Origin of the sequence: Shewanella sp. Shew256 (assembly GCF_002196695.1) — a bacterium.
GTDB classification, from domain to species: Bacteria; Pseudomonadota; Gammaproteobacteria; order Enterobacterales; family Shewanellaceae; genus Shewanella; species Shewanella mangrovisoli.
In genome coordinates, this window is the sequence record NZ_NAJR01000020.1 from 1 (window position 1) to 22,684 (window position 22,684).

Below are 22,684 nucleotides of genomic sequence, written 5' to 3' on the forward strand. Positions count from 1 at the left end.
AAAAAAAGCGCCGTTTAGGCGCTTTCCTTTCACTAACGCTTAACCTTCCTCGCCCTCGATACCAAACCATCCTTATTAATCGATAACAACTCACCGACTTTGAATTGCTTCAACGTGCTAACAGGTAGCACGGCCACGGCTCCATCTGGTTCAGCAAATAGCATCAACGGGACTCCGTTAACGTTTCTCGCGCCAAGATAAGCCGCTTTAGTCGGATGGGTTAACGGTCGATGCTCTGGTATTGAGATCCCCTGCTTTTGCTTCTCTAAACGCTCAGAAATATAGGCTTCTGCCGCCGCCATTTGAATAGGCGTTATTTTGGAATGAAATACATTCCATCGCAATGAGTCAGCACTTCGTCTTTCTTTGTGCTTGTCCATGTTATTGCGTGCATCACCCGGCAATAACACTGCACTTGGCTTGAGGTGGCTTGCCACATCGATGCTGGACATTGAGCGCACGCCGTTATATCCGGCGGCAGGCGGTCTGCCGCTTCTCGCTCCAAATACTCCAAGGTCTGGCTTTTGTTCGGATCGACCTCTGTAACCAAACTCATCCCCGGGTCTAAATTCGTTTCGGTTGGCAGTTCTTCGTCCATCTGCGCCATAGCTAGAGCGATCAAATCCTCGTCCGGCATCGGCAATGATTCTTCGTTTGATTTCGGCATTTTGCTTTCCTAATAGTAAGTTATGTTTTAATTTTTCAAGTTCAGGATCAGAAAACGTAACCCGCACATTACCAACGACAGCGGCCTTAACTGCGAGGGTCTTAAATTCATCAGTTCCGTTAATGGTGATCGTGTTACCAAATCGCTCCTGTGCCATTTTCAGCGCCGCAATAACGCCCTCAGCTGTAATGTTTCGAGCTATTTTTAGCTGTTGCCCGTCATCACGTATTCCCGCCTCGATGCCCTTCTGGTAACTCACCGCCCCCCCTTTAGTGACTACCTCGCCGCTCTTTACATGGTGTGACTCTTGGCCTGAGAAGGTATTACCTTTTAAGGTCGTACCCTTCCGGGCTCTTAATGCGTTCAATGCCTCAACGTTCCCGGCCTCGGCCTGTTCCCTTAACCAGTCAGCCCACGTATGACGGCGATTATTCTTGTTTAACGCGACCCGCTCATTCTGGTACTTCTGATTTATTTTCTTAATATTATCTTGTAATGACTTACTCGCTTGACGATAAAGTACCTTTCTCATTAGATAATTATCTGATAATGAAATCACTATTCGCTTTAGTTTCCCTGAGCGTTTAATCATTTCAATTTCAAATTGCTTACGGCGTTTTGAAGCGTTTAACATTGACGTTTTTCGCTTCTTATTATTAGCTTGCTCTTTTAAATAGCGAGCGTATAAATCGCTAGTATCAACTCGCGTTTTTTTAGGTTCTTTCTGATAAGAACGGTTTTTATCACCGACAAAATCAGACTCTTTAAACTCGCCAAATTTCGCCTCTAATTTTGTTTTAGAAAATGCCCTATCAACTGTGCTTGCCTTAACAAAAACGCCTGATTCAATACTCTCAATAACAAAACCATTGCCTTTTTTATGCAAAGCCAGCCCATTAAACGCCATGACTTTATGAAGTTCATCCCAGTTTTTAGAGGACTTTATATCTTCATAACAAACTCGTTTAATCCATCCCACAAGACTTTCAATACCTGAATGATGCTCTAAATCACTCGCTCTACCAGCGGAAGGAATTTTAAGGCCAATGTGATTATCAATTTCTAGTCCGTGTTTCTTTTCTAGGAAAGCACACGATTTCCCTAATGTTTTATAAGGATAAAAAGGCTCAATAGCCGTTAGTTTTTCAGGATGGATTTTATTAATAGCAATGTGCATGTGTACGTTATCAGTATCATAATGCACAACACTTACTCGCTGGTGTTCGGCAAAGCCCAAATCTTTACAGATAGTTTTTTCTACATCATTTAAAATATCTTTACTCGGATTTTCACCCGCACGAAAGCTCACAATTAAATGATAGGTCTTATCTTTAGTTGTACGAGTATTCATTTGCTGAGTGGCTAAAATTTCATTTATTGCCATATCTAAATTATTAGAATGACAATTTGAAAATGAAATTTGACCAACCCTATCAATCTTATCCTGTGAATCCGTGATATAATTGACAAGGTTTGCAAAGTCACTTTTCTTTAATGAATTAATAGGTACATGCTTCGCAATCATTTATTTTGCTCTAATCGTGGTCGAATAACTTTCGACATAACAGCACCTAATTCAATCTGTGTATCTTCAATTTTTGAAAGCACAGTGCGTATAGTCTCGGGCGTAAAATTTGCCACTCTAGCATCATCAGTTAGCCACCATTTTAAAAGCCCCCCCAAGCGGCCAAGGTCGCCGCTAATTTTTGCCATTTCGCGCACTTGTTCGGCGTCAACGATCCCGGTTACTTGGTATCCCTGCCCCACGGTCAATAAATATGATGACGCTGTTTTACCCGCTGCCCTTGCGTTTTCTTCAATCAAATTTTTTTCTTCTGGGAGGCAATAAACAGTAATGCGTTGACTTCCCTTCCTAGATGTTTTTTTGGGTTTTGAAGTCGGTTCATTCATGGCACTAAATTCTCTTGATTTTTTAACTGACGGTAGTCAGTAAGCCTCGCAGAGCAGGACACGTTGAGCATCCCCGAAGGGGTGCGAATAAGTGAAAAGTAAAGTCATGGACACGGCTTGCCGTGGTACATGTACTTTACACATCCTGCCCAGCATTTAGAGCACTATAACACCAAGGTAAGAGCTTGGTAAATACACTACTTTTGGCGAGACATTGACAAAACAGCGCTTAACATTGACGTTGTAGTTATATAAAAGCGTTAAAATATTGATAAACATTGATTTAGAAGTGTTTTGACAGTGTGATAGAATCTCTTTGGCATCGATATAACATCGTTTTGGCATCGATTTGACATTGAGTATAGTTTTTTGCAATTACTATCGAAATTTGCTATTTATGGCTTAAAACTATGCTACGTCAGCAACTCGTAGTCAGTCCTGACGATCCATTAAAATGAGAGAGTAATGAAAAACAATACTGCACAGCTGGAGGCATGGCTTGCTAAAGAAGCAGCTCACAATCCCAAAGTGAAACGTATAATATGGGCACAATTTCTAGCCGTGGCAGACGAAATACAAGCTGGGATTAATGCAGGTTACAGCTTGAAATTGATCCATATATATCTAACAGACGTGAAAAAAATAGAGTGTAATTACGACACATTTTTACGCTACCAAAAGCGTTACGTAAAACAGCAGAACCCACTCTTGTCATCCACAACAGCACAAGCTCAAGAACCAAAACCAGCGCTATCTACAAAGCCGCCAAAGCAAACCTTTCAAGAAAAGAAAAAGGGATTTAATTTTAATCCTGTACCAGATTTAGCAAAATTAGTTTAATAGGCAACTGCCATAATTTAAGGATGTATTAATGAAAATTCATATCGTACTACAGGGTAAGGGTGGTGTTGGAAAATCTTTAATTGCCGCACTCATCGCGCAGTATAAATTAAATCAATCTGAAAAGTTTACATGCATCGATACAGATCCGGTAAATGCATCGTTATCAGGTTACAAGTCACTTAATGTTAAACAAATAAAACTGTTAAGTAATGGTGAAGTTGATTCAAGAAGCTTTGATTCACTAATTGAAACTATTTATCATTCAGAACACGACATCATAATTGATAACGGCGCAAGTTGTTTTATTCCGTTTTCAAATTATTTGTTAGAAAACAATATTATCGACTTAATACAAGATATAGGCCATGAAGTAATAATCCATACAGTTATAACTGGTGGTCAAGCCGCCGCTGACACGCTAAACGGCTTTGTCTCATTGATTCAGGAATACCCTGAAAATTGCGCGTTTGTTGTATGGTTAAATCCTTTTTGGGGGCCAATTGAGATAAATGGAAAAGACTTTGAAAACATGCAAGCGTATTCAGTTAACAAAGATCGAGTTGCAGCAATAGTAAGATTGCCAAGTTTAAAAAAAGAAACTTTTGGAATTGATTTCGAAAATATGCTAAAAGCTAAGCAAACATTTGACGAAGCCATTAACGATGAATCTCTAACGATTATGAATCGCCAGCGTTTAAAAATGCTAAAAACCGATATATTCAAGTTAATCACTGCGGCGTCAATCGTATGAGCCAAGATATAGAAAAAGTCATTCAAGATATTGCCAAGATCCATAACATCAGTATTGGTCGTGACGATCCAATACTGATTTTATACACCATAAACGAAATGCTGCTTAAAAGAGCAACTGAGGCACAAGAAAATCAATTGAAAGCATTTCAGGAAGAAATTCAGCTTTCAATGAAACAATTGAGTGAAGAATCTAAGGATAAGGCTGAAAAGGTTATTTCGGCTGCGTTAAATGCTTCTCGCGCCAATATAGAACGCGCAACCAGTGAACAAATTGATAGTTTTAATAACCAGCTATCTAAAACACTTAATGGCTCACTGATTGAGTTTAAAACGATTCTATCGAATGAAAGCGCAAAGGGAATGCAGTTAGCCAAATTCAGCATGATTGCATCAATATTTGCACTGGCTAGTTCAGTTATTGTCGCGTTAGTCACTCTGCTGTAATAGCTGCAATGGGAACCCTCTAACGGCAGGGTTCCCCCACTCTTGAGTATCGAGCATAGTCAGTATTATCTATGTTGGCCACAGCTTGATAATTCATTGGTCGCATCGATCAAATCTTGATGTATCGACCACTTTTCATTTAGCACCGCTAAGGCTTCATGGAACTTCTGAGCTGACAAATCATTAGACGTGTAAGCAAACGCCATATGATACCCTGAGACTAAGTAAGCTCGTAACGCATCAATCTTTTTCTCACTATTGAACTTCGTAAAACGAAGCAAGCACTGAAATTGCTTTTCAGATACTTGCCCTTGGAGCAATCGCCCTACTTCCAAAATCCCCTCCAAATATCCCCTGTTAAGAGGGGATAACGCCAAACTAAATTAATACAACCATCCCCTGTTAAGGGGGGATAACGCCAAACTAAATTAATACAACCATCCCCTGTTAAGGGGGATAACGCCAAACTAAATTAACACATCCATCCCCTGTTAAGGGGGGATAATTGCTAAATATTTTGATACTCTACCATGCTTTTTTGCTGTTTAAACTCTGGATGCTCTTTTAGCTGCGAGTGAACACTAGCCGAAACATTGAAGTTAAGCCCTCCGGCCACAACCAAAAATTTCAAATGTTCAAGTGTCGGATTATCATTAGCCGAATCGTCCTCGATGATAAAAATATCATTCGCATGACACCGAGAGCGCCCACCACCAACAACGACATTAACCGCCCCTGACGGCAAGAAATTAAGCGATACAGGGTAACGATAAGCGCCAAACACATTTTCAAATGCAAAGCTCGCTCTGTTGCTGCGACGGGTACAGCAAAAGTCATCGGTAGCAATAACGATAGTTTCAGGGTCATTCCCTTCTAACATCACTTGTTTCAATTCGTCAAAAAAACGCATAACCTAGCCCTCTATAAATCCAACGCTCTTAAATCATCATCGATAGAAGCCACCCCAGCCGCATAAAGCATCATGCGCCAAACGCCATAGTTAACAGGGCGGTTCTCTGTAGAATTTAAAGGCGACTCCCACTTGCGAACCGCCCCACTACCTTTGTTAGACAGTTTCACATTACCAAAAAGACTCAGTTTTTCACGCGAAAACCCTAGTAGTACACGCAGCGCGGCAACTTCTTCGGGGGTTGGCTGCACATAGTCAGGATGACAAGCTGGCAATGAGCATGGGCGATTTTTAAACGCATCGACTGTTAGCGGCACAGAATTGCAATATTGAGTTGTAGTTTCCATAAAATTTCTCTTTGGTTGTTTAGGGCTGCATTGCAGCCCACGGAACAAATAAGGCCGCAACGCGGCCAATGTCATTTAGAGCCAGCCACGTTCGGCAAACGAGGTAACAGAATCACGCCCAACAACAAAATGATCCAATGTAGCCACATCAATTGTCGTTAACGCTTGAGTTAACCGCCCTGTGATACGTCTATCGCTTTGGCTTGGCTCGGATATGCCAGACGGGTGATTATGGGCGAAAATGACCGCAGCAGCGTTATACTGCAACACGATTTTAACTACTTCCCGAGGATAAACACTGGCGGAATCAATCGTGCCGCGAAACAGCTCCACAAATTGAATTAAACGATGCTGACTATCCAGCAGCAACATTGCAAAAACTTCATGCTCGCGAGCAACCAATTGATTTTGTAAAAACTCCCGCGCTAAGTCAGGATTAGTAAAAACAGGGGTATAAATAAGTTTAGAGCGGATAATCTCAGCGGCTTGAGCCAAAATGCGTTGTTCTTCAACAGAAAACATGGACTAATCTCCGTTTAGGGTCATGGACTATTCCCGACCGACAAAGAGATTATACCGCCCCATCGGGGCGGTGTAAAGAATTATTTTAATGTATATCTTTACTGTTATACATTGATAGGTGATTGCTGAATACTGATTTGAAGGCTCGCGCCACAGGCAGCGGCATAGCGTTCTAATGTCTCAAGGCTCGCTCTATCAGCGCGATTTTCTAGCTTAGATACAGTGGCAGGGGTCACGCCCATTTTGGCCGCTACTTGTGCGCTATTGATCCCAGCAGATTTACGCAGTTGAGCCAAAAGCGCCTTTAATTCATCTTTGCGTTGTTCTGCCAAGTACGCCTCAAGCACTTCTGGATTTCTGAATGCTTTAGCTTTCACATCGGCAAATGAAACACCTTTTACTTTAGTGGTCATAGCAATTGCTCCAATCTTGATAATGCCAGTTTAATTTCTGACGGTGGCGTTTTAGCGGTTTTCTTAACAAACGTCCGTAAAATATAGATTTGTTTCCCTTTGCTAAACGCAAAAAAGGTGCGGGTAATGTCCTTACCCCCTGCCCTTAACTCGAACAAGCCATCCCTTATTGGTGCCGTGTCTGGATAGCGCAGTTGGTGCCCCTCTGCTTCTAGCTTTGCCAGTGCCCGAAGTGCCTTACCCTGCACGTTACTAGCCAATGCTAAGATCTCTGCTTCGGCCTCTGGATGAAAAATCAATTCAAACATTAAAAACTCCCTGTTACTGCAAGCAGTATAACACTGGATAGAATTAGCACAAAGGGAAATGTTAACCTATAAGCTAACATTTCCCTTTAATGAAACTAGATATATTTAAAAAATTCGCGCTCATCTTCGCTGTTAACTTGACTAATCATCATCAAGTGACCGTTTAGAAAAATTGCAAACTCAGCTCCAAACTCACCGTCCCGCCGTTTTAACTGCCCTTCTCTGGCGGCAACCTCGGCAACTTTGTTAAAATCTTCTTGTGATATAGGCACTCGCTTAGGTTTCAATTGCTCGGCCACCTCACTAGCGAGTTCAAGCTTGATCAGTTCCTGCTCATAGCTTTTTAAGCTTTCATTGCATTGGGCTAAATAATTTGCGTGATAGTGTTGCTTGCTTAAGGTATTACGCAAGTTACTAATATTCGCTTTGGTGTCAGCAATCATACGACTCAAGCCTTGATATTTTGAGAGAGCCATAATTTCGGCGGGAATATCATTTTTGTTGGAGCCTGAGTGCCCCAGCGGTGATACGCTGGTCGCTGGTAACTGCTTAGTGCCTGTAGTTGGGTAAGTTGAATGTGTCATGGCGCTTTCTCCTGTTGTTTCGTTATCATCTTCGCTATCGCCTGTCGTACTTGCAGCGTGGCATCGTTCTGAATGGCAAGGGCGCGAAGCGGCGCAGCGAACCCTTGCGATTCAGGTTGTGACTAAGCAAAAGTGAACGACTAGCGAGTGCGTAGATGTGAAGCAACGGGAAGCCATGACGCAAAAAACGTCACAACGTAGAGGCACTTGGCAATTAACAGTGAAAGCCTTTGATTTTTGCTTAACTAGCCCTGATCGTTACCCGAATGGGCTAAGACCGAACTTGTGAGGGCTTAGTTTCACTAGCGAACCTGTGAGCGTGTGAAATAGAGCGGGTTCCCCCTTGGGGGGCTACAAGTTCTGTGCGTTTAGGATCTCTTTATATTTGGCCGCAATAGCAATGTCATCTTGAATGGACGCCAGCCCAGCACAGTAAAGCATTTGACGCCATGCTAAATACTCAATGGGCTTATGATATTTGCTCGTTTCAGACAATTCCCACTTATAAACCTTGTCACAGCCTTTTTGTGAAATAGCCTTACCAAGCAATACGCCCAGCTGCGCCTGAGAGTACCCCATTAGCAGCCTAAGCTGTTTTACCTCTGCCGCCCTGGGGGGCACGTAACCCGGTTCAAATTTAGGACGGACACAGGGCAACGGCGCATAATCAGCGATAGTTAACGGCAATACAGACTCACTCATAAGCCAATCTCTTAGTATGTTGAATGAAAGAGAGCCGCAGCGCGGCTCCCGTTCTTATTGAAGATTAGTAATCTAAACCGTGACGCAAGCTGGTTTCAATTATTTTATTCTTCTTGTTCGCCCCATAACCTAACGGCCAACGCTAATTTTTTCTTACATTCGTTAACTTCTTTCTTGGCATATTGCAGCGAATAAGAGTGACGCTTTGGATATTTACCCGACTTAAGGCCAGCGTGTTTATCCTGTGCGACTTCTAGTAAATGCTCGAAATATTCAAGACTTTCAGGCATCGATAGGTTTATAACGTCCGTTCTACTCGCCCAATACGCCGCTTTGGATGCGTGAGATTCCGCTTTATTTTGTAACTCTATGCTCTTATCCATACGGGCATGATTTCGAGCAATTAGCGCACGGTGACGACTTTCGCTGTGATGCCCGACTTTGATAGGCTCACCGAGCGATAAAAACTCATGCCCTTCCATAGCGGCACTAACACACGCATCACTTTTAACTGCCGCCTTATTTGCCCAATCACCATATTTTGCGGCCTTGGCCTTGGCGTGTTCCTGTGCGTTATAACCATCTGACCGAACTATCGAATAATAATGAAATTCGCCGTTAACACTGCTGCCCAAAAAGTTAAAAACAATATGATCCCTTTCTGTGCCGTGCTTAGAACAAACTGGAATAACATCACCTTTTTGGTGTTTTTCGCGACATTTTGCAGCAAAGACGTTAGGGGCAAATTTATGGTATGAGTTCATGGATCAATCTCCGTTTGGGGTCATGGACTATTCCCGACCGACAAAGAGATTATACCGCCCCGCTGGGGCGATGTAAACACCTTATCAATAAATATGTATATCTTTAATGTTCTACATAAAAACAAAGAAAAAACGCACTCATTGAGTGCGCTTTCTTGAACGATTAAGCCTTAATGACCATATAAATAATCATTTAGCAACATTGCAGTGGTGCGGGTTCTATCTGGCTCGGTAATGATAAAAATCTTTTGAGCCCTAAGACTCCACGTTGAAAGCACTCGGCCACCCTTAACAAGCATATCGTCATTTAATTTTTTATCGGCCTCTGCCATATCCCCCCAATCACCCGCAGCATGGCGATAAAATAATTCTGTGAGCGCCAATTTGTCAGAGTGCGATTGTGTTAACGCATTCACGCCATTAGTGACATAAATATCACCCAGCCAAGCCATTACTCTTTGAACCTTGGCCGCTTCGCTTTCTTGATTTGCTGTAAACATGGACTAATCTCCGTTTAGGGTCATGGACTATTCCCGACCGACAAAAAGATTATACCGCCCTTTTGGGGCGGTGTAAATATTTAACCTAACATATCCAGTTGATATAAAACAAAATTAATCAAGATCATCGATGCAGATATACCCCATAGATGTACGTAAAAAAGCCTTAATATCACTGTGCCCAAGGCATTTTGAATAAACACTTAACGCATCTTTCAGATCTAAAAAAGCCGTTACATTTCCATCTGTATAGCTTTCAAGTGCGGTAATATCACCAGATACATACGCCGCCCCACATGCAATAGCTTCATCAACAGAGGCATAAGTGCCTATATTGATAAACGTCAAGGTGTTATCTAATAACTGCCAATATTGGTTCTGAGACATTATTTAGCCTCCTTTGCTTTGGCTTGAGCTAGTCGCGCCTCTGCCTTGGGATAACATGCCTCAGCAGCTGCTAAAGCGCGCTCATATTGCTCAAAGTCATAGGGTTTAGCCCTTCTGCATGTCAACCCTAAAAGCCTTGTATGATTGCGTTTCAAACGCGCTAAAAAGTCCGCTATTTCCCCACTTCCCACGCAAGCGTGATAATGGACGTTAACCATATCAAACAGGCTATCAATGGCATTGCGGAAGTCGTATACAGGCACAGCTTCTTTTATGGTGTTCTTTTGAATATCGTCTTTGGAGAGCCTGCTTTTAGCTTCTTTGCTGGCTTGTTCAGCGATAGGCTTAGTGAGACTTGCAAGAGTAGTGATTGAGTGTGTCATGGCTGGTTTGCTCCGTTTGGGATTATCATCTTCGTTTTCGCCTGACGTTCTGGCCGCTTACCATCGTTCTGACTGACAAGGGCGCGAAGCGGCGCAGCGAACCCTTGCCGGGCGGGTTGTGGTCAGCGACAGATCAAACGGAAGCGATAAACGATAGGGATAATCCTGGGGCAAACATGACACCGAAAGAAACGAGCGCCGCTTAGTCACACTTGCCTAGCTCTGAGCGAGACTGTGTTCTTTTGCGGCTTTTGCGATAGCGATATGTAGGGCTTTAGTCCCCGAAGGGGATGAGCGGTTAGCGAACCCGGAGAAGCGCGGGTATCGCCCTTTTTAGAATCCTTGCAGCTCTAATTCTCGGAAACAATATGCAGTGTTAATCGATGACAGATTAGCCGAACGTTCTTGATATGAGAGACTTAAATTTTCAGAAACTTTCCTTTCAGCGCCAGACGCTTGAATGTCCAACGTATCGATACACTTACTTGCTCTAAACTTACGAATCCAATGCCAATCTAACTCACTAAACGTTTTTTGATCGATAAAAACCATTAATCCAGTTCCTTTGTATCAAGACTTTTAAGCGTTTTCACATGCTCTTTCCAGACACGTTTTACAGTAGCTTCACTGCAACCGGCTTTCGTGGCCGTGAGTGAAATTGAGTCACCCGCGCTACGCAACGCAACGATAAAATGATGCAATTGCTTATTCGGTTTTCGGCCTTCATAAAGACCTTTCATTTTGGCCTGTTCAATGCCTTCCGCTTGACGTTCCCGCCTCAGTTCGTAATCATCCCGCGCCGCTTGAAGCGACAAGCGCAGCAACAGGCTTTGGATTGAATCTAAAACAATCCGGGCAACCCCACTCGCATCATCAACCAGCTCGGACAGATCAACTAGCCCCGGGATAGACAGCTTGGCTCCCTTATCTTTAATGCTCTGGATCAGCTTTTCAGCATCGAGCAGCGGCAAACGACTAATCCGGTCGAGTTTTTCAGCAATTACCACATCGTCCGGCTGCAAATCTGCGATCATGCGTAGCAGCTCTGGACGGTCTGAGCGAGCGCCCGAGGCTTTTTCTCTATAAACCCCGGCCACATAGTACCCCGCCGCCTTTGCATCGGAGATAAGGCGCTCTTGACGCTGTAGATCTTGATCATCGGCGCTCACACGCATGTAAATTCTGGCAACCTTCAATTAGAGGGCTCACTTGGGGCAGGTAACGTTACAATCATAAAACTGATTACAGGTTCGCTCGCGCTATCGGTAAAATCAACATCATCAGGGTGTACTCTCCAAATCACTTTTTTACTACCATCTTTCGCTCTGACTTCGACATTTATCTGCTTTTCCTTTACCAAGTCCATTCCGGTTCTCTGTCATATGTTTGCGGTGTACCCACACTAAAAGTGCATACATATGGAATATAATTATATTGGTCATCGAAATAACCGTAAGGAGCAGTTGGACATATTGATTGTCTGGTTTGTTCTTGCAGAAAAAAAACATAGTGTCGAGTCAAAATGCCCTTTTTTTGAATCAGCTGATCAATTACATCAGAGCGAAATTCTGGACTGATTTGCTGGGATACAAGGTAGTTAATCAAATCCATTTCATCGTATAAATACAAAGGTTTATAACCTGATGGAGGCAAACTGTAATCTGGAACTAATATATTGTTGTGCATAAATTGTCCGTTATTTATTAAATGTTCCAAACACAGTGATCAAAGCATCTACAAATTCACCAGCTTTGACATCACCAATGAAACAGGGCTTAAAAGAATCGGTGGCGATGTATTTTTTCTTAGCTGGCACGTAGATCATTGAGTCTGGATTCGCGGCCAAATAGTCTTGAAAGACTTTACTCACTTTTTGACGACCTAGCCCCAAATGACGGTAAATATCTTGGCTGGTAACGTGTCCATTAAGCACGAGTTTTGCGTCAATCAACTTTAATACAGCGTCATCAAGTAATGGGCGTGACATAAATTAGTTTCCGTTAACTTTTAGTGTGCTTCTTAATCGGTAGACATTTGATAGCAATCAGTGACAATCCCGCGAACAAACAAAAATGCCAATACTTATACTCACTATCACTAATAAATAGAATCCAACCGCCTATGCAAGCACTAACCAAGACAATGACGATAATTAGCACGACAGCCAAATTTTGACTCATATAGACTTTCCGTTATTTTTTGGCCTGTGCGCCGCGGCGCATTCTGAACAAGCCTTTGTTGATGTAATGGGTGATCTCTTTTTTGGCACGCCTACGGTTGCGATAAATGCCGTTATAAGCCCACAAATCATTATCGCCGTATACAACGACCCAGCGACCACGGAAGTGCGGGACGATACCAAAGCAATCAGATACCCACTCAGGATTAGCCATACAAAGTTTCCGTTCAAGTTGATTAATCTTTAGTGCCTTTAACCCAATCATTCTGTTGGATTGGGACTTCACCGTTTCTTTGCTTTCTAAATCTGGTCTGAGATGCGAGGTGGCAGAAAACTTTACCGTCACGTTCAACACCTAAACCCCAAATAGTCCAAATGTCACCGTCTTTGCGTACAGTCATATCGTAACTTAGTCGTCTAGCCATCCTGATAACCTCTATTTTCCGCCGTCTACAGTAGAGTCCAACCGTTGTTAGTTCGCTGCCACTTGCGTCCTAGCTTACGCCCGACACGCAGGTAATGTGCTGCGCCGTTTCGCGTTACGCTTTCTGCATGGCCGTCAGCTTCGATAACGCGCCAGTTAGTTCTTGAGCTTATATCAGTGAATGTGCGCATAATTTACTCCTGAGCCTAGTGTGCCTACTTTCCGTTTAGTTTGCTTTGATTAACTCAGCTTCGAGGGTATCCGCGCTAAAATCCTGCTCATTCGGCCAACGAATCCCCATGCCCGAGCTATCAACCGATACTTGTTTCAAATATTCTTCATTGGCTAGCTCTTTAAAAAAACCTTTATTGGTATAACCGCTAACATCGAACAGACCTGAATCACCGTTAGAGAGGCTTACGTGTAATTTAAAAGCCCCTGCATACCTCACGCTGTTAACTGTTAACATAACGCCTCCTACTACCGTAAAGGGTCGATTTGATATGGCTTCTCACCGTCAATCGCCAGTGACCAATCGGCCATTAGTTCATCTTCGTGAATGGCTATCCATGCCTGTAACAATTTCAATTTTTTGGCAGGGAAATTTCCTTCCAAAACATCACCACTTGGGATAGCTACCGATACCTTAAACTCAGCGAATGTTGCATGAATATGAGCCTGTTTATGACGCTTATTATCAAAGCAATACATATAAACGATAATTCCGTAGAACATTGAAATTGTTGGCATTGGTGCAATCCTTAAATTTTAAGCTTAAGATAATTATGAGCGAATACCGCTCACAAGTCAACAAATAATGTGCGATATTCACACATTTTTGCTATTGCGATGTTTAATTCCATCTACGATCAATTCAACGGCAGTACGTCGAGTTGCCCACCAGTCGTAGAACGTGCGCCGCGGCACTTTGGCGAGATCAGCCACCTCTTTTGCATCAAGCCCAACTTGAGCGCGGCAGTATGCCGAAAAAGCCTCTTTATCTGCGGATTCCGCCATAAATTCCTCAAAATTTTACGAAACTAACAACTTTATAGTGTGCGCTATTCGCTCATAAATGACAACAAGTTAAACCCAATCAATCCCGCACATTTCTTCTACCCGCCTTGGTTGAATAACAACATAGTCGATAGTAGTTTCAGGGCTAGCGTGGCCGAGTATTCGCGACACGGTTTCAATCGGAACGCCTTTTACTACAGCATTCGTACAAAGCGATTTACGGCCAGAGTGTGAAGATGCTAAAGGTAAACCGCACTTTTTGTAGATCTCCCTCATAGCTTGCTCTAGTGCATCACAAGCCCAATACTCCCGTATCTCTCCTGAGTCGAGTTTTCTAGGCTTAGGCTGGAGCGAATATGGAGCACCACGAACTGTATACAGAAACCGTGACTCTGGAATTAATCCTTGGAAGTCAGCGCGGCCAGATACCCCCCACTTTTTTACTAAGCGGTGATCAATCCATTGCTGAATAATCTCCCTCGATGTCTTGTTTGTAAGCCAAACAGTTCTTGGCTTCAACATCTTACAAATGCTGGCTGGTAGGTGGATTTCTTCTTTGATTTTGCCATTGGCAAAAAGGATGTGTTCCGTTCTAAGTAGAGCGATCTCAGTCACGCGCATGGCTGCGTGAGATAGTACCAAAGCACAGCGTTTACCTTCGCTATGCTGCATGATTTGGCATGTATTTAGGACTCGGTTTATTTCTGCAGGTGTGAGTGCGTCAGCTTTACTCATTGTCTGTATATCCTCTGGTTACTGGAGTATGCAGACAATGCAATTAATTCACTGCCTAATCAGTGTAACACGGCATAACGCAAGGGATTCACGGAAAGCAATATACTTACCAGCAAGAGAGTCTTTTGCTTACCACTCTAAATATCATTTGATACATAGCAAAACCACATCAAAAAACCTAACATATTGAAACGCAAGAGCATAAAACCAATCATTTGTATCAAATGATACTAATAATGGCTAATTTCCTTCTCTAAACGATTTATCACTTACAATGCGATTTAGGCCATTTAACACCATTTGGTGTTAAATGAAATTTGATTTAACACTAAATGGTGTTAAATCGACCCTATTTCTGGTTATTTGAGTGTCACCGATGAATTGTATGATACGTTTTGTATTACTCATTGTTCGGCCAGCTTCCACAGAAAGCTAGCGTAGCTTACTTTTCGGGCGTCCCCGGTCAGATAAATAGCCAGTGATTTGATGTTTTTTGCGCTGGTTATAAATTGTTTGACGTGGCAAGCCAGTGATCTTAGAAATTTGCGCGTTTGAAAGCGATAAATTGTTAAGTTTGGACAACAAATCATCGTTAATCTGCAAGTGAGATTTTATACCAAGCTCTGTAACTCTCGATGCCACAGCTGAATAGCTTCGTCCCAAAGCCGCTGCTAGTTCGACACTGGTAGATTTGTGATAATGTTCTTTTAGATAATCATCGTCTTTTTGCGTCCACGGTCTGCGGTGCTTTGGCTTTGTCGTTTGCAAAGCTGATATGGCAAGCCAAATATGATGCCGGGCATGGAGTGGAAGCGGATTTTCAGAGTTTGGCGCACACCAAGTCATAATAGTAGACTCACTACGGTAAATCAGCGCAGCAAGTTCACTATAAGTACCCTTTCGTCCGAATTTTGTTAGTGCGGCCAATGCATATTTAGCAAACTCATTAGGGGTGAGTTTTTGAGCCTTAATCCAGTCCAATGAAATCCTCTTTTCGCCATACCTCAGCGGCACATTCGCATAACAAGGCACTATAAACGGATCGTGCCAAACACCACAAAATAAAAGCGCCCTCTCTGGGCGCTCATACAGCTCTATTCATCATCTATTTCATCACTAGCATCGAGATCTACTGGTTGTTGCCGCCAGTATGCACGAGCTTTATAGATTACAGCTAGGCGCTGTGATGTGCTCCAGCTTTTAACGCGCTCGATTAAGTTAATCGCAGCTTCTTTTGAGCCGAGAAATTCCGTAATCTGGGAATCATATTGATAGCCCTCGCTAATGTGCCACGGCAGCGTGTCTGCCTCAACTTTTGGATCAGGATGTGGCATATAGCCGTTTTGGCTGCAATAAAACGCTAGCCATTCATTTTCTGCTAGCTCTGGCGTATTGTCCTCGATTAGCAGAGTAAAGCGCTCTGCAAGCGAATTGATTGAGCCTGACCAATTGATTTCAGATCCTGATAGTGTAAACCCCTTGCTGATAGAGCTGTTTTATACGGTCTAAAAGCTGACTATTTAACTCATTAAATAGATTGATTTCATCATCACTAGGGATTTTTTCAACAACATGCTCTATTGGTTTTGGCTCACAATACTCTATAGATTCAATATGTTCTTTATTAGCGATAAGATGACTGCTTGAGTAAAAAACATAATTACTACTCCCCCCATAGTTCATATGCTTTATTTGAATATCATTAATTAAATGTTCACAAATCCAGCCCTTTATCTGGTGTTCATAGTTAGGAGTATACGAAACAGATTCAGGGCACCGATTGAACATCTGAACATAAAAATCCCAAGCTAATCTTGCTGTGGACTTTTTTGGAGGCCGCGAGCTGTAATACATACAAAATCCCCTTTCATAGCTTATTTAAGCATACCCAAACGAGCCACGGCCAAAACACGTAGCTCATAAAGACTTACACCAATTTAAAAGAGCCACCACAAAAGCCCCGACTTAAACGAGCTAGGTCAGCCCTAGCGCCTTTATGTATATCATTAATGATATACACCGCTCTTTCTTACTTTGATTTACCATGCTTTTGTTGAGCTGCATTTAAGGTAAACGCACTCAGCTTACCCTCGGCAATGTCGGCACGACTATTCGCCTGGGCTAATTGCTCACTGGCGTTAAGCAATGACACTTTTAATTCAGCTAAGTTACGCTCGGCGTTATTGACTGTATTAGTTAGCACGGCATTTTTTTGTTCGAGTTCAGTGCTGGCCTGTGCGCTTAACTCAAGTGACCGTTTTAGATCCGTAATCTGCTGATTGGCAAACCCCAACTGCTCTTTTAAGCCATTAAGTTGATTTTCAGCAACACGCAAGTCAACGGCTTTTTCTTGTTCTGCTTCTTTAGCCAAAGTTAAGGACTCTTTAGCCAAGGTCAGCTCTACTTTTGCCGCTGCGAGTTCAGCGTTCAGAGTTGCATTGACCCGGTTACTTTCATCAGCCGCCGACTTCAACAACTGAATATCGCGCTCCAAGCTTGAAATTTGTGTCACTTGTTGCCGCTCACGTTCAGATAATGCCGCCAATTGCTGCTTAAGATCTTGGTTTTCTTCAATGAAACGACTAAGCGTTAGATTCACACTCTCTATTTCATTACTCTGGCGGTCAATTTCATCGATATAGCCTGTCACCTCGGCATCGTGCCTTTTCTTCGCATCATCAAAGGCTGTTTGTTCAGCCTTAAACAACGCTTGCGCTTCTCGCGCCAATTCAGCCCAAACAGGCTGTAAAAGCCCTAAAAGGCGATCAGTAGGCATATCAGGTAAGGATTCAATCGCCTGTGAGGTACGCTGTTCTCGCCAAGCCTTTAACAATGGAGTGATCGAAGTCAGACTCCCTCTATTTCCGTTTAATTCGCGTATACGTAGATTTGTTGGTTCAACCCCCTGAGCGGTTAAGCGATCAGCTAAGTCGAACACTAACTCTTGTGTAATCTTTTCTGATTTATCAACCATACTTAACCCTTAATGTAATAATGTAATGTAATCATGTAATACATTACATTATTACATAAATACAATAAAGGGATAAATCAAATGAAATGGTAAGGTTTTACTGATAATGTGATAGTTAACGGCTTGGATTCCACGGTGAACAGCGTCTGAGCCGCCGCCCCCTGAACTGGGGGCTAGTTTTGCTAAGAAAGATAAGGAAGAAAGCGCAGCGTATAACATCAAAGCTATACACTGCTATATGAGATTATCTTAAGAACCGCCGGAACTGTTTCTGTGTCCATTCATCTTTAAGCGATAACCACTGCTCAACCAGTCCAACAGGCAAGGCTGGTAAATCGATTAGACGAGTATTAGCAACTAATGTATAGTCGTGCTGTGACATATTTTTTACCTCGAAAGTTTTAAGTGTGTTACAGGTTAGTGCGGTGGTGAGATACCGCGCTAACCATCCTAGCAATGTATAACAACAATGTTATACATTAAATTAATTCCCTTGAACCATCTTCATCTGAACGTCTTTAATTGCGCGAATAACTTCTTCATCCCCCGCTTCCATCAACAGAACCAGACCCGCTCTAATCAACTTTGTAGTGTTAACCTCCCGCAGACTGCCCAGCTGGTCGATAATAAGATCTGCACAATTTGCCTTTAGCGTATCGCTTCGAGTAGCCAAAGCTGTCAACTCCGTTTCGAGGAACCGAATTGGTTTTGGAGTGATCTTTGTTGTAGCCACCGTCCCGAATGTGTTTGCCCTTGCTTTCTGAGGCTCTTTATTGCTTGCAGCAGCCAACTTACGTTCAGCGCGTTCTAGCGCGGCCAACTCTCCTTTCTCTTGTGGAGACAATTTAGCTTTAGCTTTTAACTCGGCAATCCGCTCTAAATTACTGTTCATAGCTATCAAACTCCTTGGCAAAATCTTTGTAATACGCCGCCCCAGCGTCACTAGGGGCAAATTTAGAAACAGGAAGGTTAGCAAGTTCAGCATCACCGAAAACCACTTTGTCCCAAATTATGGTGTCCGCAACTCTGCCGTTCCACGTTAAGCCAATTCTAGAGTCACCATAGGCCAGCTCACGTTTAGAAGCTCGGCGCAGACAAGTACGTAAAATAGTAAAGCGAATTTCGGATTCATCGATAAATTTAACTTCTTCAATATGCGCCAAAAACATTTCAATACCTTGGATAGATTTTTCTCTATATGAGGTAGGGATAATAAATTCATCAGCTGCCATAATCGCATTCAACCCTAGTACAGACGTTCCCGGGTTAGTATCGATAAGAATGTAGTCATATAAATGCTTCACTGCGGCTAAGTGAGCTATCAAACGTTCTTCCCGGCGTGGCAGTGAGATCATATCCATATCTAACTTAGTCATAACGTCCCCGCTTCTGCCGGGAATGATATGTAAGTTAGCCTGTTTTTCTCCATCGATGATTGCTGGATATATCGCAGTGGTAATATCAAATTTTCGATTGAGTAAAGCATCACCAATGTAAAATTCTTCATCCCCATTGGTAAAATACTCGGTAGCGTTGGCTTGACCGTCAAAATCAATGACCAACACTTTTTTACCTCTATTAGCTAACTCATAGCTCAAGTTAACAACAGTAGTCGTTTTTGTAACACCGCCCTTGCGATTCCCAACCATAACTATTCTAGTCATAAATCCACCATGTAGAACATTAAAGATATACACTAAACTAAAGCTAGATTACCATGTGTATAACATTAAAGATATACATAAATGTATATTTTTTATTTTTAAAAGAAACATTGAGTTACGCAAAAAGCCATGATGTAGCGATACTACCCATGAAAAGAACGCAGCTAAGGGCAAATGGGGCTAGATACCCGTAGTACACTTTTTTGTGAACTTGTTTATCGACCAAATATCTATGGGCAATAACCCCCCCTTTGATACTCCCCCCTATAGCAACCAGCATCAAGATTATCCCTAAAACCCAATTTAAGTTTTGAAAGGGTGTAATCCCTGAACCAGCAACAGCATTCTTAATTAAAGGGAACACCCTGAGCAATTCTTGAAATGTGAAATGATAAAACGCAGCAGCATATCGATAAGGGGCTTCATGCGAAGCCCACTCATCCATCCATTCCCAAAATTCCCCAAATATTCCAACCGACAGTAAAACCAGAAATAAAAACTTGGCATTCCCATTCGTAAACATAAATCCCTCACAAATAATTGAAATCACCTTACAATATCAATGTATAACATCAATGTTATACATGCAACAGTTTTGTATAATTTTTATTCGCAAACGACTACAGGCTATCGCAACACTGCCGCGCATAGACGAAATTGACTATGTTGGCCACGTTGATCACATAGACAGTTCTATCTATGATGGTGCCAAATTTTTAATGGGCTTGTGCAATGGACATGGATAATTACCTCGGCGGCAAAAATGGTAGTGGGGTTTACCAAGCAATAATAAATCTGCTTCCACCTCACGACACTTACATTGAAGGATTTTTAGGTACAGGCGCTGTGATGAAAAGGAAAGCCCCGGCGCTTCGGGATATTGGGCTTGATCTTAACAAGTCCTGTATAGACGGATTTGGCTATGCTGCAGCAGAACTCTATCAGTGTTGTGCGTTTCAGTTTTTGCGTACTTTTGATTATGAAAGTAATGGCCGCACAGTTTTATATTTAGACCCGCCATATCTGCATGAAACCCGAACCAGCACCGCCCGATATGAGTACGAACTAACTGACGAACAGCACCGGGAATTGCTGAATCTGATAGTTGATCTGCCTTGTCTAATCTTACTCTCGGGCTATAGAAACAAAATGTATGATGACGCACTATCTGATTGGTGGAGTGTGGATTTTCAGGCAATGAGTCGCGGTGGCGTCAGAACGGAAACAATTTGGTGTAACTTTGAGCCCGGCCAAACTCACTATCATACGTTTGCGGGAAAAAACTTTACCGATAGACAACGCATCAAGAGAAAAGCGGCAAGATGGGCTAAGAAATTTGAAGCGCTACCGATTGGTGAGCGCCAAGCACTTTTATCTGCACTGCTTGAAATTTTATCTCATAGTGAATAGGCCAATGTATGCCTGTTTTGCCATTGTATGGTTTAACCATTAATTCAATTCTAAACGCATTGCCCCATGATCTTCTTTTCATGGTGTAATGGTTTTTAACTTCCAAACATCACATAGTTTATTAGCCTCTAAATAACACTCTTTGGCATCATGCTTGCAAATTCACCCTGCGAGGCGCTTTTGCTTTTTAGCGGGTTTTCAGCGTGTTTGTAGCGTAACGGTCGGATGACAAAAGAAATGTTCAGCGGCGCTCTTAAAGCTCGCCCCTAGCGTTAGCTAGGAAATGGCGAGGCATTATTTAGGTGGATTTATCCACCGTTCTTTATGCCTTTTAATAATTTATCTTTTATTAATACATAATCTTTACTTGAAAAGAAAAAAGCTTTTGGACTCTCACTTTATACTCCTTTTTCTTACTCCCATTTTAATCTTGATATACATGAGTTATTCACAGGCCAGCATAATTAGATCGTAAACGTTGATTATTTCAGTAGTAAGGCGGCGATAATCAGCTCGTTAAGGCTGTGATTAGGCGCTGAAACGCCTCTAATTTGGTGTGTATTTTCATTCAGGCAGGGTAGGGCACCGTCAAACTAGACGGTGCGTTAAAATGGCGCTTAATGCGTTTTGGGTAACGGGTGGCTTTGCGAGAAAAACAGATCAGGGGTAAACCGCTGCTGTGTCGGCAGCTGGCGTTTGTATACTCGCCAAGTGAATGACAATCCCTTAGAAATCGCTCTTTGATATGCTTGTTTGATCTGCGCTCTTATCGTGTCAGAGTAGGCACCTATGGCTTGTAAAAATCGTGAAGAAAGCCACTTGTAAGCTGCCACTGAACGAATAGTTTTTTCCTCGCCGGCTTCGCTGTTATCTTCGACTGCGATTTTAACTTCTTGCACAGTGAAAACTCCTAGCTTTTTCAGTATATCGATGTATCGATACCAAGTAGAACTCGGGATAGCTTCACCCCAACGTTTTGCATGAGCTAACATCAGTGCATCGTGGCTAGTTGTATCAAAACCAAAGTTCTTGGCCATCCCCACTTGGCCAGTCAGGAGATCACACGTAGTAATCATTGTTACAACGATTTCAAACAGCTTGCGCTTAGTCCGTTCTGACATAGCTCTGGATATGCCCCCTTCGTCCACTTCAAGCTTGCGGCTGTAAATCAGCTTACGGGCGTTATTAATCACCTCGTTAAAATAACGAGGTAAGCGAGCGCCTTTGGCCTTAAAGCCTTCAAGACTTGCTTTGTAAGCATTGGAGCCAACCGCCGTTTTGTGCGTTTTAACGTGTAACGCCGCTTCGCGTTTTGCTGAACGCAACTTTTGGCGCTTGATGCGGGCTTTATCTGCTTTAGATTTTTGCATGACACATGCCAGCAATGCAGTTAAGCGGTGATCGAATGATCAAAGCATGACTTAAGCAAAGTGGTCGTATGTGTCTATGAATTAGGCGCTGCAAATGGCAGCCAAAAAAAATAAATGGCATTTTATAGGTTCCGAATGTTGTAGGTGTTTGGGTGACTAATCCAAACGATGGATCTAATGTAATGGAAACGATCGCAAAGATCAATGATCTTAATTTACTGAATTTCGAGCACAAAAAAGCCGCCCCATTCGGATAAGGCGGCTTTCTTGTCGAATGCTTCACGCCAAGAGGTCAGTCTCAGCACACTCTAATTCTTGGTGTAAACGTACACCACATAACAAACGTTAATGTGGTGATAGCAAGCTATGTGCTGCACTCTCACCTCAAGAACTACCCTTAGTCTATCTAAGTCTTACTTGTTTTTCAAATTTTTTAGGTCAAAAAATCACTTAATGGTACGTCACAGAGGGAG

General features: G+C 42.6%; 37 protein-coding genes. 4 read left to right on the forward strand and 33 right to left on the reverse strand.

The annotated features are described in order from the left end of the window. Positions 1–32 precede the first annotated feature (32 nt). Together traI and traJ are read right to left on the reverse strand one after the other, a co-directional pair. Positions 33–2,192 carry a TraI/MobA(P) family conjugative relaxase gene (traI, locus tag B5P39_RS22070; protein ID WP_088212923.1) on the reverse strand — a complete coding sequence of 720 codons (2,160 nt, stop codon included), beginning with the start codon at positions 2,190–2,192 and terminating at the stop codon, positions 33–35. Then, positions 2,189–2,578: a conjugal transfer transcriptional regulator TraJ gene (traJ, locus tag B5P39_RS22075; RefSeq protein ID WP_088212924.1), complete on the reverse strand. Its 390-nt coding sequence runs from the start codon at positions 2,576–2,578 to the stop codon at positions 2,189–2,191. Before traJ ends, traI begins: the two co-directional genes overlap by 4 nt. Positions 2,579–3,043: 465 nt before the next feature. Between traJ and B5P39_RS22080 the strand changes: the two genes are divergently transcribed. Genes B5P39_RS22080 through B5P39_RS22090 form a run of 3 tightly spaced genes read left to right on the forward strand, consistent with a single transcriptional unit; the run spans position 3,044 to position 4,618 of the window. Continuing rightward, entirely contained in the window at positions 3,044–3,418 is a 375-nt protein-coding gene (locus B5P39_RS22080; protein ID WP_088212925.1) for a TraK family protein, read from the forward strand. A gap of 31 nt (positions 3,419–3,449) precedes the next feature. Further along, complete coding sequence (locus B5P39_RS22085; protein ID WP_088212926.1) at positions 3,450–4,172, forward strand: nucleotide-binding protein; 723 nt, start codon at positions 3,450–3,452, stop codon at positions 4,170–4,172. After that, positions 4,169–4,618 (forward strand): conjugal transfer protein TraM, encoded by a 450-nt coding sequence (locus tag B5P39_RS22090; RefSeq protein WP_088212927.1) that lies wholly within the window; start codon positions 4,169–4,171, stop codon positions 4,616–4,618. The genes B5P39_RS22085 and B5P39_RS22090 overlap by 4 nt, the downstream gene beginning before the upstream one ends. A gap of 65 nt (positions 4,619–4,683) precedes the next feature. Here the strand turns inward: B5P39_RS22090 and B5P39_RS22095 are convergent, their stop codons facing one another. From B5P39_RS22095 to B5P39_RS22235, 30 genes are all read right to left on the reverse strand, one after another. After that, entirely contained in the window at positions 4,684–4,953 is a 270-nt protein-coding gene (locus tag B5P39_RS22095) for a PapB/FocB family fimbrial expression transcriptional regulator (RefSeq protein WP_088212928.1), read from the reverse strand. A 173-nt stretch (positions 4,954–5,126) separates the two neighbouring features. Continuing rightward, positions 5,127–5,528, reverse strand: a complete 402-nt coding sequence (locus tag B5P39_RS22100) for a hypothetical protein (protein WP_088212929.1) — start codon at positions 5,526–5,528, stop codon at positions 5,127–5,129. Between the two features lie 11 nt (positions 5,529–5,539). Continuing rightward, positions 5,540–5,875 (reverse strand): hypothetical protein, encoded by a 336-nt coding sequence (locus tag B5P39_RS22105; protein WP_088212930.1) that lies wholly within the window; start codon positions 5,873–5,875, stop codon positions 5,540–5,542. Positions 5,876–5,950: 75 nt separating this feature from the next. Further along, on the reverse strand, positions 5,951–6,397 hold the full coding sequence (gene radC, locus B5P39_RS22110; RefSeq protein ID WP_088212931.1) for a RadC family protein: 447 nt from the start codon (positions 6,395–6,397) through the stop codon (positions 5,951–5,953). Positions 6,398–6,501: 104 nt separating this feature from the next. Then, entirely contained in the window at positions 6,502–6,810 is a 309-nt protein-coding gene (locus B5P39_RS22115; protein WP_088212932.1) for a helix-turn-helix domain-containing protein, read from the reverse strand. Continuing rightward, on the reverse strand, positions 6,807–7,118 hold the full coding sequence (locus B5P39_RS22120; RefSeq protein WP_047533067.1) for a type II toxin-antitoxin system RelE/ParE family toxin: 312 nt from the start codon (positions 7,116–7,118) through the stop codon (positions 6,807–6,809). Before B5P39_RS22120 ends, B5P39_RS22115 begins: the two co-directional genes overlap by 4 nt. A gap of 95 nt (positions 7,119–7,213) precedes the next feature. Continuing rightward, positions 7,214–7,702, reverse strand: a complete 489-nt coding sequence (locus tag B5P39_RS22125; RefSeq protein ID WP_088212933.1) for a hypothetical protein — start codon at positions 7,700–7,702, stop codon at positions 7,214–7,216. Between the two features lie 351 nt (positions 7,703–8,053). Beyond that, positions 8,054–8,404, reverse strand: coding sequence for a hypothetical protein (locus tag B5P39_RS22130; protein ID WP_088212934.1), 351 nt, complete (start codon positions 8,402–8,404; stop codon positions 8,054–8,056). A gap of 104 nt (positions 8,405–8,508) precedes the next feature. Then, the gene (locus B5P39_RS22135) at positions 8,509–9,168 is read right to left on the reverse strand and encodes a DUF3560 domain-containing protein (RefSeq protein WP_088212935.1); all 660 of its coding nucleotides are present in this window, start codon (positions 9,166–9,168) and stop codon (positions 8,509–8,511) included. 170 nt (positions 9,169–9,338) lie between these two features. Further along, the gene (locus tag B5P39_RS22140) at positions 9,339–9,668 is read right to left on the reverse strand and encodes a hypothetical protein (RefSeq protein ID WP_088212936.1); all 330 of its coding nucleotides are present in this window, start codon (positions 9,666–9,668) and stop codon (positions 9,339–9,341) included. A 114-nt stretch (positions 9,669–9,782) separates the two neighbouring features. Then, a complete protein-coding gene (locus B5P39_RS22145; protein WP_088212937.1) occupies positions 9,783–10,055 on the reverse strand; it encodes a hypothetical protein in 273 nt (90 codons plus the stop codon). Beyond that, positions 10,055–10,438 carry a hypothetical protein gene (locus B5P39_RS22150; RefSeq protein WP_088212938.1) on the reverse strand — a complete coding sequence of 128 codons (384 nt, stop codon included), beginning with the start codon at positions 10,436–10,438 and terminating at the stop codon, positions 10,055–10,057. The genes B5P39_RS22145 and B5P39_RS22150 overlap by 1 nt, the downstream gene beginning before the upstream one ends. Before the next feature lie 333 nt (positions 10,439–10,771). Then, positions 10,772–10,990, reverse strand: coding sequence for a hypothetical protein (locus B5P39_RS22155; protein WP_088212939.1), 219 nt, complete (start codon positions 10,988–10,990; stop codon positions 10,772–10,774). After that, positions 10,990–11,634, reverse strand: coding sequence for a recombinase family protein (locus B5P39_RS22160; RefSeq protein ID WP_254915841.1), 645 nt, complete (start codon positions 11,632–11,634; stop codon positions 10,990–10,992). The genes B5P39_RS22155 and B5P39_RS22160 overlap by 1 nt, the downstream gene beginning before the upstream one ends. A 157-nt stretch (positions 11,635–11,791) precedes the next feature. Further along, positions 11,792–12,124 (reverse strand): hypothetical protein, encoded by a 333-nt coding sequence (locus B5P39_RS24565; RefSeq protein WP_014611687.1) that lies wholly within the window; start codon positions 12,122–12,124, stop codon positions 11,792–11,794. 10 nt (positions 12,125–12,134) lie between these two features. Then, the gene (locus tag B5P39_RS22165) at positions 12,135–12,425 is read right to left on the reverse strand and encodes a hypothetical protein (protein WP_014611686.1); all 291 of its coding nucleotides are present in this window, start codon (positions 12,423–12,425) and stop codon (positions 12,135–12,137) included. A gap of 205 nt (positions 12,426–12,630) precedes the next feature. Further along, the gene (locus B5P39_RS22175; RefSeq protein WP_088212942.1) at positions 12,631–12,831 is read right to left on the reverse strand and encodes a hypothetical protein; all 201 of its coding nucleotides are present in this window, start codon (positions 12,829–12,831) and stop codon (positions 12,631–12,633) included. 22 nt (positions 12,832–12,853) lie between these two features. Further along, positions 12,854–13,042 carry a hypothetical protein gene (locus tag B5P39_RS22180; protein WP_088212943.1) on the reverse strand — a complete coding sequence of 63 codons (189 nt, stop codon included), beginning with the start codon at positions 13,040–13,042 and terminating at the stop codon, positions 12,854–12,856. Positions 13,043–13,067: 25 nt separating this feature from the next. Then, positions 13,068–13,232 (reverse strand): hypothetical protein, encoded by a 165-nt coding sequence (locus B5P39_RS24790; RefSeq protein ID WP_176400019.1) that lies wholly within the window; start codon positions 13,230–13,232, stop codon positions 13,068–13,070. Positions 13,233–13,267: 35 nt separating this feature from the next. After that, positions 13,268–13,510, reverse strand: coding sequence for a DUF2442 domain-containing protein (locus tag B5P39_RS22185; protein WP_088212944.1), 243 nt, complete (start codon positions 13,508–13,510; stop codon positions 13,268–13,270). An 11-nt stretch (positions 13,511–13,521) separates the two neighbouring features. Next, on the reverse strand, positions 13,522–13,791 hold the full coding sequence (locus tag B5P39_RS22190) for a DUF4160 domain-containing protein (protein WP_088212945.1): 270 nt from the start codon (positions 13,789–13,791) through the stop codon (positions 13,522–13,524). Between the two features lie 78 nt (positions 13,792–13,869). Beyond that, complete coding sequence (locus B5P39_RS22195) at positions 13,870–14,058, reverse strand: hypothetical protein (RefSeq protein ID WP_041413370.1); 189 nt, start codon at positions 14,056–14,058, stop codon at positions 13,870–13,872. A 69-nt stretch (positions 14,059–14,127) separates the two neighbouring features. Further along, positions 14,128–14,793, reverse strand: a complete 666-nt coding sequence (locus B5P39_RS22200; protein WP_088212946.1) for a tyrosine-type recombinase/integrase — start codon at positions 14,791–14,793, stop codon at positions 14,128–14,130. Between the two features lie 432 nt (positions 14,794–15,225). Further along, positions 15,226–15,774, reverse strand: coding sequence for a hypothetical protein (locus tag B5P39_RS22205; protein ID WP_088212947.1), 549 nt, complete (start codon positions 15,772–15,774; stop codon positions 15,226–15,228). A 113-nt stretch (positions 15,775–15,887) separates the two neighbouring features. Further along, a complete protein-coding gene (locus tag B5P39_RS22210; protein WP_088212948.1) occupies positions 15,888–16,127 on the reverse strand; it encodes a hypothetical protein in 240 nt (79 codons plus the stop codon). A 121-nt stretch (positions 16,128–16,248) separates the two neighbouring features. Continuing rightward, positions 16,249–16,647 carry a hypothetical protein gene (locus B5P39_RS22215; RefSeq protein ID WP_088212949.1) on the reverse strand — a complete coding sequence of 133 codons (399 nt, stop codon included), beginning with the start codon at positions 16,645–16,647 and terminating at the stop codon, positions 16,249–16,251. A 175-nt stretch (positions 16,648–16,822) separates the two neighbouring features. After that, entirely contained in the window at positions 16,823–17,767 is a 945-nt protein-coding gene (locus tag B5P39_RS22220) for a DNA-binding protein (RefSeq protein WP_088212950.1), read from the reverse strand. Between the two features lie 484 nt (positions 17,768–18,251). Continuing rightward, positions 18,252–18,659 (reverse strand): hypothetical protein, encoded by a 408-nt coding sequence (locus tag B5P39_RS22225; RefSeq protein WP_088212951.1) that lies wholly within the window; start codon positions 18,657–18,659, stop codon positions 18,252–18,254. Further along, entirely contained in the window at positions 18,649–19,431 is a 783-nt protein-coding gene (locus B5P39_RS22230) for a ParA family protein (RefSeq protein WP_047533125.1), read from the reverse strand. Before B5P39_RS22230 ends, B5P39_RS22225 begins: the two co-directional genes overlap by 11 nt. Positions 19,432–19,546: 115 nt before the next feature. Next, positions 19,547–19,954 (reverse strand): hypothetical protein, encoded by a 408-nt coding sequence (locus B5P39_RS22235; RefSeq protein WP_088212952.1) that lies wholly within the window; start codon positions 19,952–19,954, stop codon positions 19,547–19,549. Positions 19,955–20,163: 209 nt separating this feature from the next. Between B5P39_RS22235 and B5P39_RS22240 the strand changes: the two genes are divergently transcribed. Beyond that, a complete protein-coding gene (locus B5P39_RS22240) occupies positions 20,164–20,841 on the forward strand; it encodes a DNA adenine methylase (protein ID WP_088212953.1) in 678 nt (225 codons plus the stop codon). A 617-nt stretch (positions 20,842–21,458) separates the two neighbouring features. Here B5P39_RS22240 and B5P39_RS22245 read toward each other — a convergent pair. After that, positions 21,459–22,211, reverse strand: a complete 753-nt coding sequence (locus B5P39_RS22245) for a hypothetical protein (RefSeq protein WP_088212954.1) — start codon at positions 22,209–22,211, stop codon at positions 21,459–21,461. Positions 22,212–22,684: the final 473 nt, after the last annotated feature.